General features: G+C 72.0%; 16 protein-coding genes and 1 pseudogene. 8 read left to right on the forward strand and 9 right to left on the reverse strand.

Going from position 1 to position 15,418, the window contains the following annotated elements:
- Positions 1-4 precede the first annotated feature (4 nt).
- Complete coding sequence (locus ACZ6YG_RS08050) at positions 5-850, forward strand: phosphotransferase family protein (protein ID WP_466017519.1); 846 nt, start codon at positions 5-7, stop codon at positions 848-850.
- Here the strand turns inward: ACZ6YG_RS08050 and metE are convergent.
- Positions 840-3,020, reverse strand: coding sequence for a 5-methyltetrahydropteroyltriglutamate--homocysteine S-methyltransferase (metE, locus tag ACZ6YG_RS08055; protein ID WP_466017520.1), 2,181 nt, complete (start codon positions 3,018-3,020; stop codon positions 840-842). The two genes, ACZ6YG_RS08050 and metE, sit on opposite strands and share 11 nt — an antisense overlap.
- Before the next feature lie 82 nt (positions 3,021-3,102).
- On the opposite strand from metE, the gene ACZ6YG_RS08060 reads away from it, so the two are divergent.
- A complete protein-coding gene (locus ACZ6YG_RS08060) occupies positions 3,103-4,110 on the forward strand; it encodes a LysR family transcriptional regulator (protein ID WP_261808887.1) in 1,008 nt (335 codons plus the stop codon).
- 1 nt (position 4,111) lies between these two features.
- Here the strand turns inward: ACZ6YG_RS08060 and ACZ6YG_RS08065 are convergent, their stop codons facing one another.
- Together ACZ6YG_RS08065 and ACZ6YG_RS08070 are read right to left on the reverse strand one after the other, a co-directional pair.
- Positions 4,112-4,786, reverse strand: coding sequence for a DNA alkylation repair protein (locus ACZ6YG_RS08065; protein WP_148033639.1), 675 nt, complete (start codon positions 4,784-4,786; stop codon positions 4,112-4,114).
- On the reverse strand, positions 4,783-5,460 hold the full coding sequence (locus tag ACZ6YG_RS08070) for a TetR/AcrR family transcriptional regulator (protein WP_148033638.1): 678 nt from the start codon (positions 5,458-5,460) through the stop codon (positions 4,783-4,785). The genes ACZ6YG_RS08065 and ACZ6YG_RS08070 overlap by 4 nt, the downstream gene beginning before the upstream one ends.
- Positions 5,461-5,820: 360 nt before the next feature.
- Between ACZ6YG_RS08070 and ACZ6YG_RS08075 the strand changes: the two genes are divergently transcribed.
- A complete protein-coding gene (locus ACZ6YG_RS08075; RefSeq protein ID WP_466017521.1) occupies positions 5,821-7,404 on the forward strand; it encodes a glycoside hydrolase family 3 protein in 1,584 nt (527 codons plus the stop codon).
- 77 nt (positions 7,405-7,481) lie between these two features.
- On the opposite strand, the gene ACZ6YG_RS08080 is transcribed toward ACZ6YG_RS08075, so the two are convergent.
- Entirely contained in the window at positions 7,482-8,162 is a 681-nt protein-coding gene (locus tag ACZ6YG_RS08080) for an NIPSNAP family protein (RefSeq protein WP_466017522.1), read from the reverse strand.
- A 182-nt stretch (positions 8,163-8,344) separates the two neighbouring features.
- On the opposite strand from ACZ6YG_RS08080, the gene ACZ6YG_RS08085 reads away from it, so the two are divergent.
- The 3 genes from ACZ6YG_RS08085 to ACZ6YG_RS08095 are packed head-to-tail and all read left to right on the forward strand — an operon-like array spanning position 8,345 to position 9,740.
- Complete coding sequence (locus ACZ6YG_RS08085; RefSeq protein ID WP_148033635.1) at positions 8,345-8,602, forward strand: hypothetical protein; 258 nt, start codon at positions 8,345-8,347, stop codon at positions 8,600-8,602.
- Between the two features lie 20 nt (positions 8,603-8,622).
- Entirely contained in the window at positions 8,623-8,874 is a 252-nt protein-coding gene (locus tag ACZ6YG_RS08090) for a hypothetical protein (RefSeq protein ID WP_148033634.1), read from the forward strand.
- A gap of 50 nt (positions 8,875-8,924) precedes the next feature.
- Positions 8,925-9,740 (forward strand): ATP-grasp domain-containing protein, encoded by an 816-nt coding sequence (locus ACZ6YG_RS08095; protein ID WP_466017523.1) that lies wholly within the window; start codon positions 8,925-8,927, stop codon positions 9,738-9,740.
- On the opposite strand, the gene ACZ6YG_RS08100 is transcribed toward ACZ6YG_RS08095, so the two are convergent.
- From ACZ6YG_RS08100 to ACZ6YG_RS08120, 5 genes are read right to left on the reverse strand one after another with little or no spacing between them, the layout of a single operon-like run.
- Entirely contained in the window at positions 9,737-10,483 is a 747-nt protein-coding gene (locus ACZ6YG_RS08100; protein ID WP_397198206.1) for an SDR family oxidoreductase, read from the reverse strand. The two genes, ACZ6YG_RS08095 and ACZ6YG_RS08100, sit on opposite strands and share 4 nt — an antisense overlap.
- Before the next feature lie 44 nt (positions 10,484-10,527).
- Positions 10,528-11,823: a DUF2252 domain-containing protein gene (locus ACZ6YG_RS08105; protein ID WP_466017524.1), complete on the reverse strand. Its 1,296-nt coding sequence runs from the start codon at positions 11,821-11,823 to the stop codon at positions 10,528-10,530.
- Between the two features lie 33 nt (positions 11,824-11,856).
- Positions 11,857-12,774, reverse strand: coding sequence for a hypothetical protein (locus tag ACZ6YG_RS08110; RefSeq protein ID WP_466017525.1), 918 nt, complete (start codon positions 12,772-12,774; stop codon positions 11,857-11,859).
- A complete protein-coding gene (locus tag ACZ6YG_RS08115; protein ID WP_148033629.1) occupies positions 12,771-13,139 on the reverse strand; it encodes a PadR family transcriptional regulator in 369 nt (122 codons plus the stop codon). Before ACZ6YG_RS08115 ends, ACZ6YG_RS08110 begins: the two co-directional genes overlap by 4 nt.
- Positions 13,140-13,160: 21 nt before the next feature.
- On the reverse strand, positions 13,161-13,724 hold the full coding sequence (locus tag ACZ6YG_RS08120) for a flavin reductase family protein (protein ID WP_466017526.1): 564 nt from the start codon (positions 13,722-13,724) through the stop codon (positions 13,161-13,163).
- An 850-nt stretch (positions 13,725-14,574) separates the two neighbouring features.
- Here ACZ6YG_RS08120 and ACZ6YG_RS08125 point away from each other — a divergent pair.
- Both ACZ6YG_RS08125 and ACZ6YG_RS08130 read left to right on the forward strand, forming a co-directional pair.
- A pseudogene (locus ACZ6YG_RS08125) lies at positions 14,575-14,742 on the forward strand (GntR family transcriptional regulator); the annotation flags it as partial.
- Positions 14,743-14,748: 6 nt separating this feature from the next.
- On the forward strand, positions 14,749-15,297 hold the full coding sequence (locus ACZ6YG_RS08130; protein ID WP_261808886.1) for a GntR family transcriptional regulator: 549 nt from the start codon (positions 14,749-14,751) through the stop codon (positions 15,295-15,297).
- Positions 15,298-15,418 lie beyond the last annotated feature (121 nt).

Consider the following 15,418-nt stretch of genomic DNA (forward strand, 5'->3'; position numbering starts at 1 on the left):
GGATGTGATCGGCGACATCCGCGCGTTGCTGGCCCGCCACCTCCCCGGCTACGAGGTGCACACCGCTGTGCCCAGCGGTGACGGCCTGGACAACACCGTGCATCTGGTCAACGGCGAGCTCATCGTCCGCGCCCGCGTCTCGGACCCGGGCTCCGTCCGGCGCGAGGTCGCCCTCCTGGCCGTGGTCAAGGACCTGGTCGCGGTGCGGGTGCCGGAGGTGCTGTTCGCCGACGAGCGGGCGGGCGTCATCGCCTACCACGCGCTGCCGGGGCTGCCCCTCGACCAGCACCCCGTGCCCGACCCGAAGCGGCTGGCCGAGCCGCTCGGCGGCCTGCTCAGCGCGCTGCACGCCGCCCCGGTCGAGCGGATGCGCGAGCTGGCGCCGCCCGACCTCTACCCGGCGCCGACCCTGCTGCACGACGCCCAGCTCGACTACCGCGACGTCGAGCGGCACGTCCCGGCCGAGCAGCGGCCCCTGGTGGAGCGGTTCCTCGCCGCCGAGCCGCCGCCGGAGCCGAGCACGCTCCGCTTCTGCCACAACGACCTCGGCGCCGAGCACCTCCTGGCCGACGCCGCGACCAGCACGCTGACCGGCGTCATCGACTGGACCGACGCCGCCGTCACCGACCCGGCCCACGACTTCGCCAAGATCTTGCGTGACCTCGGGCCGGAGGTGCTCGACCTGGTCCTGGCCTCGTACGACGGGCCCTTCGACGGCGAGGACCGGCGGCGGGCGCTGTTCTACGCCCGCTGCGCCCTCATCGAGGACCTCGCCTACGGCCTCAGCACCGGCCCGGCCCGCTACGCCGAGGCCGCCCTGGCCCACCTGGAGTGGACCTTCACCGGCTGAGCTCGGCGCGCAGCCCCGCCGCCGCCGCGACCACGTTCGCCAGCGACGCCTCCACCTCCTCGTAGGTACGGGTCTTCAGCCCGCAGTCCGGGTTCACCCAGACCCGCCCGGCCGGCAGCACCGCCAGCGTCCGCCGCAGCAGGCCCTCGACCTCGGCCGCGTCCGGCACCCGCGGCGAGTGGATGTCGTACACGCCCGGCCCCAGCCCGCGCCCGAACGACCCGACCGCGTCCAGGATCCGCGCCCCCGACCGGGCCGACTCGATCGTGGTCACGTCCGCGTCCAGCCCGTCGATCGCGGCCAGGATCTGGTCGGCGTTCGAGTAGCACAGGTGGGTGTGGATCTGCGTGCGGTCGCCCGCGCCGGAGGTCGCCCTGCGGTACGCGGCCACCGCCCACTCCAGGTAGCCGGCCTGCGCCGACCGGCGCAGCGGCAGCAGCTCGCGCAGCGCCGGCTCGTCCACCTGGATGATCGGCACGCCGGCCGCCTCCAGGTCGCGCACCTCCTCCCGCACCGCGTCCGCCACCTGGCGCACCACCTCACGCAGCGGCAGGTCGTCCCGGACGAACGACCAGGCCACGATCGTCACCGGGCCGGTGAGCATCCCCTTGACCGGCCGGTCCGTGAGCGACCCCGCGTACGCGGCCCACCGCACGGTGATCGGCTCCGGCCGCGACACGTCGCCGTGCAGGATGGGCGGCCTGGTGCAGCGCGACCCGTACGACTGGACCCAGCCGTTCGCGGTGACCGCGAAGCCTTCGAGGTGCTCGGCGAAGTACTGCACCATGTCGTTGCGCTCGGGCTCGCCGTGCACCAGCACGTCCAGGCCGAGGCGCTCCTGCAGCCGGATCACCCGCTCGACCTCGGCCCGCACCCGGCCCTCGTACTCCTCCGCGTCGAGCGTCCCCGCCGCCACGCCCGCCCGCGCCGCCCGCAGCTCACCCGTCTGCGGGAACGACCCGATGGTGGTCACCGGCAGCAGCGGCAGCTTGAGCCGCTCCGCCTGCGCCCGCGCCCGCACCTCGTACGCACTCCGCCCCGCGCCCACGCTCACATCCGCCGCGCCCGCCCGGTGTGCCCGCGCGTCGTCACCGTCGCCCTCCACCGGCGGGGTCGTACGGGAGAGGGCCACGACCTCGGAGACCTTCTGTTCGGCGAAGGCGAGGCGGCCCCGGAGCGCCGGGTCGAGGCCGGGCTCGGCGGTGACATCGTACGGGACGTGCAGCAGCGAGCACGACGTGCTGACGGTCACCTGGTCCGCGTGCTCGCGCACCGCCGCCAGGGCGCGCGCCGCCCGCGACGGCGACGTCCGCCACACGTCCCGCCCCGACACCACGCCGGCCACCACCGTCTTGCCCGCCAGCGCGGCCAGCCCGTCGGCGCCGCCGCGGACCAGGTCCACCCCGACGGCCTCCACCGGGGTCGCCGCCAGCACCGGCAGCGCCTCCCCGAGATGCCCGAAGTACGAGGCCACGAACAGCCCTGGCCGGGCCGCCACGTTCCCCAGCCGCTCGTAGGCGGTCCGCACCGCCGCCAGCTCGGCCCGCGACCGGTCCGCCACCAGCGCCGGCTCGTCGAGCTGCACCCATGCCACGCCCTCGGCCGCCAGCGCCCCGAGCAGCTCCTCGTAGCAGGCGAGCACGTCGTCCAGCCGCGCCAGCGCCGCCTCGGGATCCGCCGACAGCAGCAGGAACGTCACCGGCCCGACCACCACCGGCCGCGTCTCGTACCCCAGCGCCCGCGCCTCCCGCACCTCGCCCAGCGGCTTGGCCGCGTCCAGCTTGAAGGCCGTCTCCGGGCCGATCTCCGGCACGATGTAGTGGTAGTTCGTGTCGAACCACTTCGTCATCCGCAGCGGCGCCAGCCCGTCGGCGCCGCGCGCCATCGCGAAGTACGGGTCCGCCGCCTCCCGGTAGCGCTCCGGCACCGCGCCCAGCAGCACGGCCGTGTCGAGCACCTGGTCGTAGAGGGAGAACGTGTTCGACGGCAGCCCTTCCAGGCCCAGCTCGGCCAGCCTGCGCCAGGTCGACGCCCGGATCGCGGCGCCGGCCGCCTCCAGCTCGTCACGGGTGGCGCGGCCGTCCCAGTACGACTCCAGGGCGCGCTTCAACTCCCTGCGCGGGCCGATCCGCGGGTATCCGAGCACGGTGGACTGGGGGAAAGCGGGCATCGAGGCTCCTCAAGACGATCGTGGACGTCCGGGCATCGTGCACGGCTCCGGCCGCCTCGTGCATCATCTATTCGTGACGCTTATGGCCAGGGAGATCCAGTGCTTCGCCCGGGTGGCGGCGCGGCTGAGCTTCTCCCGTGCCGCCGCCGACCTGGGCATGTCCCAGCCGGCCGTCAGCCAGGCCGTGGCCCGGCTCGAACGCGCCACCGGCGTCCGCCTCTTCGAGCGCAGCGCCCGTACGGTGCGGCTCACGGCGGCCGGGGCGGCGCTGCTGCCGTACGCCGAGCAGGTCCTGGAGTCGGCGGCGGCCTTCACGGCGGAGGCGTCCCGGCTGGCCCGGCCGGTCATTCACCTGGCTTATCCACCGCTCGCCGGCCCGCTGGCCGCCCGCATCGCCCGGCGCATGGCCGGCCGCACTCCACCGGTGGCGGTCGAACTGCACGCGGCGGGCCGCGCCGCCGCCGCGGCCGCCCTGGACGCGGGCGAGGTGTCGGCCGCCATCCTGGCCACCCCGGCCCCGGCCCGCTTCACCACCGCCGCCCGCTTCCACGTGACCGTCGACCACCTCGCCGTCCCGCCCACCCACCCCCTGGCGGCCCGCGCCCCCGAGCCCCACCTCACAAGACCGTCCCGCACACCCCGTACGACGACGCCGGACACCCTCCGTCCAGCGGAGGCCCGCCCGACGGTTTCCGGAGGGGGAGAGGTACCTCCGGCGTCGCCCGGACCGGGGAATGTGCGACCGGTCGCGCGCCCGGAGTCCGGAAGGGGCGAGGTGCGGCCGGCGGAGCTTGCCGGGCTGGTGGTGCTGACGCCCGGTGGACGGCGGTGGGCGGGGTTGCCGGGGCATCCGCGCATGGTGCGCGACGACGACTTCGGGGCCGCGCTCGACCTGGTGGCCGCCGGGGCGGGGGTGCTGCCGATCCCGCACCTGCTGGTGCGGAGCGTGCGGCGCGACGACGTCGTGTTCGTGCCGCTGGAGGGCGCCGACCTCCAGATCACGTACGCGCTGGCCTGGTCCAGGGAGCGGGTCACGAACGAGCTGCTGGCGCTCGTCCAGGCGATGCAGGACGCGCTGTGGACCAGATGAGCTACGTGATGTTCTTCAGTGCCTCCCGGCGGCTCAGCCCCGAGATGCCCTTGGCCCGTACGTAACGCACCACCTCGTCCGGGTTCGTCTTGGCGTACTCGCGCAGCGCCCACCCGATCGCCTTGCGTGCGAAGAAGTCGTTGTCGGACAGGCTCGGCTCGATGCACGCGTACAGCAGGGCGGTGTCCGTGCGGGCCTTGAACCGGTTCTGGCACAGGATCGCCGTGCGCCGCTTCCACAGGTCGCCGGCGTGCGCCCACTCCAGCATGAGCGGCCGCATCGTCTCGGGGAAGGCGGTCAGCAACCCGCCGACGCGGTGCGTGGCCAGCTCGTCCACCAGATCCCACCAGGCGCCGGTGACGATCATCTCCTCGTACATCGGGACCGTGTAGAGGGTCTGGAAGTCGCGGTAGAGGCGGAAGCCGGTCAGCTCGATCGCGGCGTAGCGCTCCTCGCGGAACTCGGCCTCGCGCCACAGCCGCAGCACCGCCCGCCGCCACTCTGGCGCCGTCTCCAGGGGGTGGTCGGCGAACACCTGTCTGAGCGCGGCCCGCCGCGGCCCGGCCTGGACGCCGAGGAACGGCATCGCCGACTTCATGTAGGCCCGCATGGCGGCAGCCTTGCCGGGCTCCGCCGCCTTGCGCAAGGCCAGCCGCACCTCGTCGGTCAGGCTCATGCCCGCTGCGAGGTCCGCTCGCCGGTGGCCAGGCCGTCGAACAGGACGGTGACGAAGTGTTCGGCCAGCGCGGCCGTGTCGAGCCTGCCGTCGGGGCGGAACCAGCGCACCGCCACCCAGATCGTGTCGCGGATCATCCGGTAGGTCAGCTTCGGGTCGACGTCGTCGCGGAGCTGCCCGGCCGCCTGGCCGGCCCTGATCTGCGTCACCCAGATCTGCTCGACCTCCTCCTCAGCCTTGACCAGGTAGTTGAAGCGCTCGAACTGACGCAGGTAGTTCCAGTCGTTCTGCATCACGGTGATCGCGGCGCGGTGCGGCTCCAGCGTGCCGAACCCGATGCGGACCATCTCCGTCAGCACCGCGAGCGGGTCGTCGCCGCCCGCGACGGCGGCGCGGTAGCGGGCGGTGACGTCGTCGAGGAAGGTGGACAGCACCTCGTCGACGATCGCCTCTTTCGAGTCGAAGTGGTGGTAGAGGCTGCCCGAGAGGATGCCCGCCTCCTGGGCGATCTGCCGGACGGTCGTGGCCTGGAATCCCTTGGCGGCGAAGAGCTCCGCGGCGAGTCTGACGAGATGTTCGCGGCGCTCGGACGCCGCCCCGGAGGAGGCGGCGCCGGCACGCTTCGCCTGGGTGGCGGTGTCGCCGGAGTTCTTTCGCGTTGTCACGGACACCATTATGCGCCCTCGACCAAGCGCTTGGTGAACAGTTGATTCCACCGCTCCCAGCCATTATCCAGCGCTTCCGGGCCACCATGAACACACGGCAAACCCGTTCACTATCGGCGTCGCGTCGGGGTTCGCTGCCCGACGGCGTGATCCTCCGGACCGGACCACCCCACCAGCGCGGCCCCTCCGGCGGCGGGCGCGGTTCGTTTCCGGCCCTGGCGGCGACCAAGAGATGCGGGGCGGCGGCGGGACTTCTAGGTGGAAGGGCGCTCGCGGGGTGACGGTGGCCAACTTCGTCATCACGGGGGACGGGGTGACGTTCGGGAACGCCTCTAGCAAATAAGAAACTTTCCTATTAGATTGCGGTTCATGCCTCCGAGCCGCGATCTCCTCCGCATGACCGACGCCGTCCTCCTGCCGGGTTTCGCGGGGCACACGCCGCCCGAGTGGCTGCGCCGCAGACTCGCCGACGGGCTGGCCGGGGTGGTGCTGTTCTCCCGCAACATCGCCGATCCCGAGCAGGTGGCCCGCCTCACGGAGGCCCTGCGCGCCGAGAACCCGCACGTGCTGGTCGGCACCGACGAGGAGACCGGCGAGGTGACCAGGCTGGAGGTCGCCACGGGCAGCAGCCGCCCCGGCGGTTACGCGCTCGGCGTCGTGGACGACCCCGCCCTGACCGAGGAGCTCGCCCGCGACCTGGGGCTGGATCTCGCGGCCGTCGGGATCGGCATCGACTTCGCGCCCTCCGCCGACGTGAACTCCAACCCCCGCAACCCCGTCATCGGGCTGCGTGCCTTCGGCGCCGACCCCGAGCTGGTCGCCCGGCACACCCGGGCGTTCATCCGCGGCCTGCAGTCCGCCGGCGTCGCGGCCTGCGCCAAGCACTTCCCCGGGCACGGGGACGCCTCGGTCGACTCCCACCACGGCGTGCCGGTCGTCGCGGACGGCGGCATTGAGCAGGCCTTGCGGCCGTTCCGCGCGGCCATCGCCGAGGGCGTGCGGGCCGTCATGACCGGGCACCTGCTCGTGCCCTCGTACGACCCGCACCTGCCCGCCACGCTCAGCCCCAAGGTCCTCACCGGCCTGCTGCGCGAGGAGCTCGGCTTCGACGGGGTGATCGTCACCGACGGGATCGAGATGACCTCCGTCTCCGGTCCGTACGGCATCGGCGGTGCCGCCGCCCGCGCCCTCGCCGCCGGCGCGGACGCCATCTGCGTCGGCGGCGAAAGCTACGACGAGGCCACCATCGACGCGATGCGCGACGCCATCCTCACCGCGGTGACCGAAGGGCTGCTGCCCGAGGAGAGACTGGCCGACGCCGCCCGCAGGGTCCGCGAGCTGGCCCTCTGGACCACCTCCCCGGGCAGCACAGACGGCGGGAGCAGCGCAGGTGGCGCGGAGGGCTTGAGGCGCGCGGAGGACGCGGAGCTCCCTAGCCGCACGGGCGGCGCTGGCGGTATGGGCGGCACCGGGTGGGGCGGGGGTGGGATCGGGTTGGTGGCCGCGCGGCGGGCGCTGCGCGTCACGCGCCGGGCCAGCCCGCCGGTGCTGCCGCTGACCGACGCCCCGCACGTCGTGGAGCTCGCCCCCGAGACGCACATGGCCATCGACAAGGCCACTCCATGGGGCGTGGCCGCGCCGCTCGCCGAGCTGCTGCCGGGCACCACCGCGACCCGGTTCGCCGCCGGCGAGGCAACCGGGGTCGCGATCGAGGACCTGCTCGCCCGAATCACCGGCCGCGGGCTCGTGCTCGTGGTCCGCGACGCACACCGGCACCCGTGGCAGGCCGAGGCGCTGCGTCACCTGCTCAGCGCCCGCCCGGACGCGGTGGTGGTGGAGATGGGCCTGCCGCACCGCGCCGACCTCGGCGCCGTCCACATCGCCACCTACGGCGCCGCCCGCGCCTGCGGCCAGGCCGCCGCAGAGGTAATCGCCGGCACGCCCATCACCTGAGGGCCACGCGGAGAGGCGGCGGCGGCGCGGGTCACCTTGAGGGCTGAGCGGGCCGGGGAGAGGTGAAGGCACGCCCATCACCTGAGGGCTGAGCGGGCGGCGGGGGAGAGGCGGAGGCGCTGCGGGGGTGCTGTCAGGTAAGCGTCGAGGGTGGGGAGGGGGAGTTCGTCGGCCGCCCGCTCGAAACGGGTCAGCCAGATGAACACGTTCTCGCCCTCCCGTACGGGAAGCGCCGGGAAGGTGTTGGCCGCGGGCTCGGTCTCGAAGCAGGCGAGAGGCGGCGCCCCGGCTGACACCAGGGCGGGCGCCACCTGGGAGGCGAAGTACGCCGCGAACCCGTCCTCGACGTGGCAGATCGTGGCCACGTACAGGGAAGAGGGGAGAGCGGTGGCGCCCACCGGCGGGCGCGGGCCGGTGGGGGCGAGGGGGCGCGGCCAGGACCAGGCGGGGGTGTCGGGCGCGCAGACGGGGCGGAGCAGGAGGACGTCGTCGGAGTCCAGCATGGTGGCGTTGGCCGCGTCGCGGTTCGCCTTCCAGGCGGGCCCCGAGTAAAAGGCGGTCAGCGCTGCCTTGCGTGCCTCCATGTCAGGAAATGAGCGGATCCAGGGGTACTGGTCGGGGTCGTCGGGATTGCGGAAGTGGCCGACGATCCGCATCCCCGCCTCTTCCTGCGTCTCGACGAACTCCCGCTCGAACAGGTCGATGAGCACGTCACGGGCGCCGGGCACCATGGTGTAGCGGCGAAGCTCGTAGATCATGCGGTGACGCTAGGCCCGGGACACTGACGTCTTCCGTCAGGGATAGCGCAGAACAATCTTCTGATCACCATATGCTGTTGATTGGCTACCCAGGGTTATACGATCGCTTTGGCTTTGACCCCCCCGGGTCAAGGCAGGTCAATGAGGGCGTTCGCCTGCCCTCACACGACGAAGGAGCTGAAGTGATCAAGAAGCTGTGCGCCACGGGCTTCGTGGTGGCGACAGCGGTCGGCGTCACGGTGCTGGCCGCACCGGCGCACGCCGACAGCTGGACCGACAACTGGAGCACCAACACCTCGTCGTCACAGTCGGGCAACACGTTCTCCCGCGTCGGCTCGGCCAACCACGGCTGGGGCCGGTCGGTCAACGTCAACAACCTCAACGGCTACGCCATCACGGCGGCCAACGGCAGCACCGCCATCACCTACATCTTCTTCTGATCCGAAGGGACCACCAAGAAATGATCAAGAAGCTCGCGCTCATCGGGTTCACCGCCGCCGGCCTCGCCCTCATGGCCGTCCCCGCTCACGCCGACACCCGGATCGACAACGACAGCCGCAACAGCGAGTCGTCGCAGACGGGCAACAACTTCAGCAACATCGGCACGAGCAACCGCGGCGGTTCGGCCGCGACCAACGTGACCAACATCAACGGCAACGCGGTCGTGGCGACCAACCGCAGCTGGGCCCGCGTGGCCGTCGACGTCGACTAGCAGGTGGAGGCGCCCGCGCTGCCCGGGGGCGCGGGCGCTACCATCTCCGGATGGTTCTGTGTGCTTACGTCACCTTCGACGACCCGGATGGCCACGATGACGAGCGCGACCTCGTCCTGGCCGCCTGGCGCGATGCCGGCCTCGAAGGCCGGACCGAGCGCTGGGACGACCCGGAGGCCGACTGGAGCGCCTACGACGCCGTCGTCGTCCGATCCGTCTGGGACTACTGCGACCGCAGGGCCGAGTTCCTGGCCTGGACCCGGCGCGTGGAGCGCGTCGCCCGGCTGCTCAACCCGGCCGCCGTCCTGGAGTCCAACACCGACAAGACCTACCTGCGCGACCTCGGCCTGCCGATCGTGCCCACCCACTGGTCCTCCCGCGACCTGCCGGACCACCGGGAGTACGTCGTCAAGCCCACGGTCTCGGCGAGCGCCCGCGACACGATCAGGACCTCCGACCGCGCCGAGGCGACGGCCTTCGCCGCCGCGCTCGAGGCCGCCGGCCGCACCCCCATGGTCCAGCCCTACCTCGACATGGTCGAGGCGGAGGGCGAGACCTCGCTGCTCTACTTCAACCGTCGCTTCAGCCACGCCGTCCGCCGCTCGCCCATGCTGGCCCCCGGCATGACGGGCGTCGACAACATCCGGGCGCAGCCGCGCACACCGGCCCCGGACCAGGTCGAACTCGCCGAGAAGGTGCTCGCCGCCATCCCACAGCCCCTTCTGTACGCCAGGATCGACCTGGTCCGGCTACCCGGCGGCGCCCCTGCCCTGATCGAGCTGGAGCTGACCGAGCCGTACCTCTACCTGCGCCAGGTCCCCGGCTCCGCCGCCGCGTTCGCCACGGCGCTGCGCGAGCTGCTCTAGGCCGTGATTCCGCCGTCCACCGGGATGACGGTCCCGGTCAGGTAGGCGCCGGCGCGCGAGGCCAGGAAGATCGCCGCCCCGGCCATGTCGTCGGGCCGCCCGATGCGGCCGAGCGGCACGTTCGAGGCGATGGAGGCCCGGGTCGACGGGTCGTCCAGCGCGAAGGCCATCATCTTGGAGTCGAACGGGCCGGGGGCGATCGCGTTCACGGTGATGTGCTCCGGGGCCAGCTGCCGGGCCAGGTGCCGGGTCAGCATGTGCACGGCCGCCTTGGTGGAGGAGTAGGCGTACGTCTCCATCACCGGCACCCTGATGCCGTCGACCGAACCGACGTTGATCACCCGTGCCGGGTCGTCCTCGCCCGCCGCCTCGCGCAACCGCGGCAGCAGGCGCTGGACGAGCGTGAAGGCGCCCTTGACGTTGATGTTCCAGAGCTTGTCGAAGGCGTGCCCGGGATACTCCTCCAGCGGCGCGCCCCAGGTCGCGCCCGCGTTGTTGATGAGCACGTGCAGCGGCCCCGAGACCGCCGACACCAGCGCGTCCACCCCCTCGGGCGTGGACAGGTCGGCGACCACGGCCGTGCAGCCGAGGTCGGCGGCGGTCCGCTCCACCTCGGCGGCCTTGCGCGCGGAGATGACGACCTTCGCGCCGGCCGCCGTGAACCCGGCCGCGATCATGCGTCCGATACCCCGGGAGCCGCCGGTGACGACGACTGTCTTGCCTTCCACCGAGAACAGAGTCATGTTCCGGAAGCATGCCATACCGACCGGTTGGTCGCCATCCCCCGTCAGACGCCCGGGAGGCGGCCGTTCCTGAACAGGTCCACGAACCGCTGGTGATCCTCCCTGGCCTGGGCCCCGTACCGGTGCGCGAACTCCACCAGCATCCCGATGAATCCGGCGCGATCGTCCCCGACCACGCCCACGATCGCCTCCTCCGTGGAGAAGGTGACCAGGTCGTGGGCGGACTCGTCGTCGGCCACCGCGTGCATGCGCGCCACCGCCCGGCCCAGGTCGAGCATGATCGCGTGCAGCTCCTCCGGCTCGTTCACGTCGTCCCAGTCCAGATCGGCCGAGTACGGTGACACCTCGGCGACGAGCTGTCCGGCGCCGCCCAGGGTGGTGTAGCCGAGCCACGGGTCCGCGTACGCCTGCAGCGCGCGCTGCGACTCCGCCGTCCGGTGCCCCTGGTGGCGGAAGTAGCGGGTCACCTTCTCGTCGGTGATGTGGCGCGCCACCGCCGGCACCTGGGCCTGCTTCATGTAGAGGATCACGTCGTTCTCCAGTGCCTGCGAGCGCCCCTCCAGCAGCAGGTTGTACGAGGGCAGCCCGGCCGAGCCGATGCCCACGCCGGTACGCAGCGCGATGTCCTTGATCACGTGCTCCACCGGGTTCGACGGGGTGGGCAGCGTGGTCAGGTAGTCCTCGAACGCCGACCGGACCGCCTGCCGGGTCGTGTCGGCGACCGGCTCGCGGCCTTCCATGAACGCGAAGCGCCGCTCGTAGTCGTCGATGACCGTCTCGATCTCCAGCATCGCCACCCGGGTGCGCAGCCGGGCCGTCTGCAGCACCCGGTGCAGCACTCCCGAGGTGGTGTCCAGGGTGAGCGAGCCGACGGCGTCGTCGCCGCCCCGCGCGATCGCGGCCAGCTCGGTGAGGTAGGCGCCGCCGAAGTCGCCGACGAGCCGCCCGATGGCCTCGTCCGACAGCGCCTTGGCGTACCCCAGGAGCGCCACGCTGGCCGCGAACCGCTTGAGGTCCCAGGTGTACGGGCCGACGTACGCCTCGTCGAAGTCGTTGACGTTGAACACCAGGACGCCCGAGGCGTTCATGTACGTGCCGAAGTTCTCCGCGTGCAGATCGCCGTGGATCCACACGCGGCTGGTCGCCGGGTCGAGGTACGCCTCGTCCGCGTACCCGGAGGTGAGGTCCGCGTAGAACAGGCAGGCGCTGCCCCGGTAGAACGCGAACGGGGAGGCCGCCATCTTCCGGAACTTGCGCCGGAACGCGGCCGGGTCGCGCTTGATCGATTCGCCGAACTCCGCCATCAGGACATCGAGCAGGAAGGTGGAGCGTGAACTCATACCCCGGACGGTAGATCGCCCGGCCCTTCCCGCCTAGACAGGCTCGGGTAGCGCGCGCCTTCCCGTGATGGTGAGACCGGTCGCGAGGACGGCCAGGAGCACCACCTGGACGCTGCCCGTGACCAGAAGATCGCCGTACATATCCGCCATGTCCAGGAGCCGGACCGCCATCAGCAGCGCCGCGACCATGCCCAGGGCGAGCCGCCAGTGCGCCGCCGGCCGGCGGATCGCGCCGGCCGCCACGCCCGCCACCAGGGCGAGCACGCCCAGCCCGATCGGATCCGTCCAGGGGTACGACCACGACCACGTGGGATCCCGGGGCAGCAGGGCGAGGGAGGCCGCGAACACCGCCACGGTGAGCGGCAGCACCGCCTGCCACCACGGCCGCGTCACCGGAAGGACGTCGCGGTGGTAGGCGAGCAGCAGCGCGATCACCGGGACCACGGTGAGGACGAGCCACGAGGCTGTCTGCGACGCGGGCTGCGCGGAGTCCGAGGCCTGGAAGGCGACGGTTCCGGTGACCGGCAGCAGGGCGAGGACCGCGGCGCCCTTGGCCGTCGGCAGGTGCCCGCGTACGAGCGCGAGGAACGCCACGACCCAGCAGCAGGCCTCCGCCGCGGCCAGGAAGAAGAGAGGCTCCGCCACCCCGCCGGCCGCGGTGACGACGGACAGCGCGGCCTGGAACCCCAGGCCGAGCAGTGCCACCAGCCGTACGGCCTCGCCCCGGGCGAACGCCCGCGGCGCCGAGTCCTGGCCTCCGAGCCGCAGCCGCAGGGCGAGCGCGAGCACGCTGCCCACCTCGCCCCACCCGGGGCGCGGGTTGTCCGCGCTGGAGACATCGCCGGCCGCCTCCAGGAACGCGGCCACCATCTCGCTCTCACGCTCGCGCCGGTAGTCCTCGGGCAGCAGGCGCAGCACGGATCGGTAGCGCCGTTCCAACAACTCGCTCACCCGGCACCTCCCAGGTGAGGCGTGCCGGCGATCCGGATGGCGAGGCCGCCGGCCGGGCGGGCGCGCAGGCGGGAGTTCGCGGCCTCGGCGTTGGCGGCCAGGCGGGCGGCCTCCTCACGGAGGACGGTGGCGCCCTCGTCGGTCAGCCGGTAGTAGCGCCGCAGCCGGCCCTGCCGGACCTCCTCGCGGTCGAGCGCGATCAGGCCCTGCGCCGCGAGCCGGTCGAGCACCCCGTACAGGCTCCCGATCTTGAGCTGGACGCGGCCGCCGGAGATGCGCTCGACCTCCTGGACGATGCCGTAGCCGTGCAGCGGCCCGTCCACCAGCGCCGTGAGCGCGAGGAACATGGGCTCCGTGACGTTCATGCCCCCAACATATCTTGGCCGTCAAGATATGGGGTTGAAGCCGCCATAGGAGCGGTTGTAGAACACCAGCGGGCCGCCGTCGGCGTGGGTGTCGAGCTGCAGCACACGGGCCACCACGATGACGTGGTCCCCTGCGGGATGCTCGGCGTCTATCCGGCAGTCGATCCAGGCCAGCGCGCCATCGAGCACCGGGTTCCCGCCGGGCGACTCCCTCCAGGTCAGGCCCGCGAACTTGTCTCCGCCGCGGGTGGCCATCTGGGCACAGACGGCCCGCTGGTGTTCGGCCAGGATGTTCAGGGTGATCACCTTGGCCGCCCGTAACCGGGGCCAGCTCGTGCTGCTGTACGCCACGCAGAACGCGACGAGCGGCGGGTCGAGCGACACCGAGGTGAACGAGTTGGCCGCGAGGCCGTGGGGCCGACCCTCGCGGTCGAGCGCCGTGATGGCGACCACGCCGGTGGCGAACCGGCCGAGGACCCCGCGGAACGTCTCGGGGTCCACGGGGTCGCTCGCGGCCGGGCGCGGCCTGCACAGCAGGGAGGCGAGCCGCCGCTCCTGGGTGAGTAGCTCACGGGTCTGCGCCATGGCCGCCTCCCTGACTCTTACCAAGCGCTTGCTTGGTAAGCTAGGCGTCCCGCTCCCGCTCGTCAAGGGGGTGTCGAGGTCCTTATTACGGTCAGCGCCGAATCCCCCGGACGGTCAGTCCTCGGATAGGGAAACCTGGCCGCGTGGGCAGGCGAGAAAAGCGTCACCCGCCCCGCGCCGAACCGTCACCGTGCCGCGGGGACACAAAGCCGGGACGCGGCGCCTGCGGGCTGGACGGCGGGAAGGGGAAGGCCTCCGAAGGAGGAACGCGCGCCCTGGCGGGCGTGGGGGACCCGCCAGGACGCGCTTCCTGCCCCGTGAGCGGCGGCGCCAGGACTCCGGCGAGGGATGGAGTCCTGAACCGCGTGGTCGCACACGGAGTTGGTGGGGGAGTGACCCTCTCGCGAGGACTCCGGGTGTTGGTCTAGCTGCGGCGATGCCACTTTCCCTGTCGGGCCGCACTGCTCCGGGACGCAGGCGGGGGCGCTTCCCTCGCGTGGGCGAGGGGCCCGTCTTCGCACCGGACGTTCGGCTCGGCTGACAGGGAAGGCGCGGAACTGCCGGGCTGGACGCACTGGCTGATGTGGAGGAACCCGTGGCGAGGCAACTCGTAACGCAGTAAACGTGTTGCTTCGCAAGGGTCCCGCCAGGGCACGTACGGCATACCCGCGCGGTCCGGCATCACCGGCCCTCACCCCCTCACCGGCCTTTCGATGGATTTGTACCAACGAATGGATGATGCGGCTGCGGATGCCGTCCGGTCAAGGGGGAGATGGTCTGCTAGAACCAGATCGTCTAAATTGTTGGAACAAAAGGGGTGAAAGTGGCAAGGTCGGTGCTGTATCAGCAGGTGGCTTCGGAGCTGAGAAGGGCCATCTACTCCGGCGTACTCGGCCCCGGAGCACAGCTGCCGACAGAGGCGCAACTCATGGAAGACCATGGGGTGAGCCGCAACACCGTCCGATTGGCCCTCGGGGAACTCGTGAATGAAGGGCTCGTAACGCGTACGCCACGGCGCGGCACGGTGGTCAGGGATCGCAGGCCGCTGCTCATCTACCCGCAGCGCGAGCTGGAGCCGCAGCCTTCTGGAGAGCTGCGCGAGGCCTTCGCCTTCGCCGTCACGCAGGAAGGCCGCGAGCCCAGCCAGTACATAGAGGTTCTGACCGTATCTCCGGTGGAGGAGATCGCCAGCAGGCTGGAACTGTCCGACGGGGAGCTCGCCGTGGTACGGCGGCGCCTGCGGTTCGTGGACGGCCAGCCCTACAACACCAACGACTCCTACTTCCCGCGGAAGCTGGTGGCCGACTCGGCGATCGCCCGGCCGGGCGACATCGAGAGAGGCGCCAACCGCGTGCTGGAGGAGCTGGGGCACGAGCAGGTGCGCGTGGTGGACGACATCTGGGCGCGGATGCCCAATCAGGAGGAGGCTGAGCGGCTCCAGCTGGAGCTCGGCACGCCGGTCATGGTCTATGTGCGCGTGGGCTACGACCGTTACGAACTGCCGGTGCGCGTCGCGGTGTCGGTGCTGCCTGCCGACAAACATCTGATCAGATACGAGCTCGACCGCCGCTGACAGAGCTCGGTTGGGGGTGATCCCGCCGGCCGCGGTACCAGCGAGCCTGCCGTCTCGCTGGACGCGGGGAGCCGTAATGCTCCCCTTGTAGCGATTTATCCGTATATATCGGGCTATCGGA

Source organism: Nonomuraea sp. NPDC054003, assembly GCF_055585125.1.

Bases quoted from the DNA above. Each gene is read 5' to 3' on its own strand.
- metE (WP_466017520.1), bottom strand. From the start codon at position 3,020: ATGCCCGCTTTCCCCCAGTCCACCGTGCTCGGATACCCGCGGATCGGC.
- ACZ6YG_RS08060 (WP_261808887.1), top strand. From the start codon at position 3,103: ATGGCCAGGGAGATCCAGTGCTTCGCCCGGGTGGCGGCGCGGCTGAGC.
- ACZ6YG_RS08065 (WP_148033639.1), bottom strand. From the start codon at position 4,786: ATGAGCCTGACCGACGAGGTGCGGCTGGCCTTGCGCAAGGCGGCGGAG.
- ACZ6YG_RS08070 (WP_148033638.1), bottom strand. From the start codon at position 5,460: ATGGTGTCCGTGACAACGCGAAAGAACTCCGGCGACACCGCCACCCAG.
- ACZ6YG_RS08075 (WP_466017521.1), top strand. From the start codon at position 5,821: ATGCCTCCGAGCCGCGATCTCCTCCGCATGACCGACGCCGTCCTCCTG.
- ACZ6YG_RS08080 (WP_466017522.1), bottom strand. From the start codon at position 8,162: ATGATCTACGAGCTTCGCCGCTACACCATGGTGCCCGGCGCCCGTGAC.
- ACZ6YG_RS08090 (WP_148033634.1), top strand. From the start codon at position 8,623: ATGATCAAGAAGCTCGCGCTCATCGGGTTCACCGCCGCCGGCCTCGCC.
- ACZ6YG_RS08095 (WP_466017523.1), top strand. From the start codon at position 8,925: ATGGTTCTGTGTGCTTACGTCACCTTCGACGACCCGGATGGCCACGAT.
- ACZ6YG_RS08100 (WP_397198206.1), bottom strand. From the start codon at position 10,483: ATGACTCTGTTCTCGGTGGAAGGCAAGACAGTCGTCGTCACCGGCGGC.
- ACZ6YG_RS08105 (WP_466017524.1), bottom strand. From the start codon at position 11,823: ATGAGTTCACGCTCCACCTTCCTGCTCGATGTCCTGATGGCGGAGTTC.
- ACZ6YG_RS08115 (WP_148033629.1), bottom strand. From the start codon at position 13,139: ATGAACGTCACGGAGCCCATGTTCCTCGCGCTCACGGCGCTGGTGGAC.
- ACZ6YG_RS08120 (WP_466017526.1), bottom strand. From the start codon at position 13,724: ATGGCGCAGACCCGTGAGCTACTCACCCAGGAGCGGCGGCTCGCCTCC.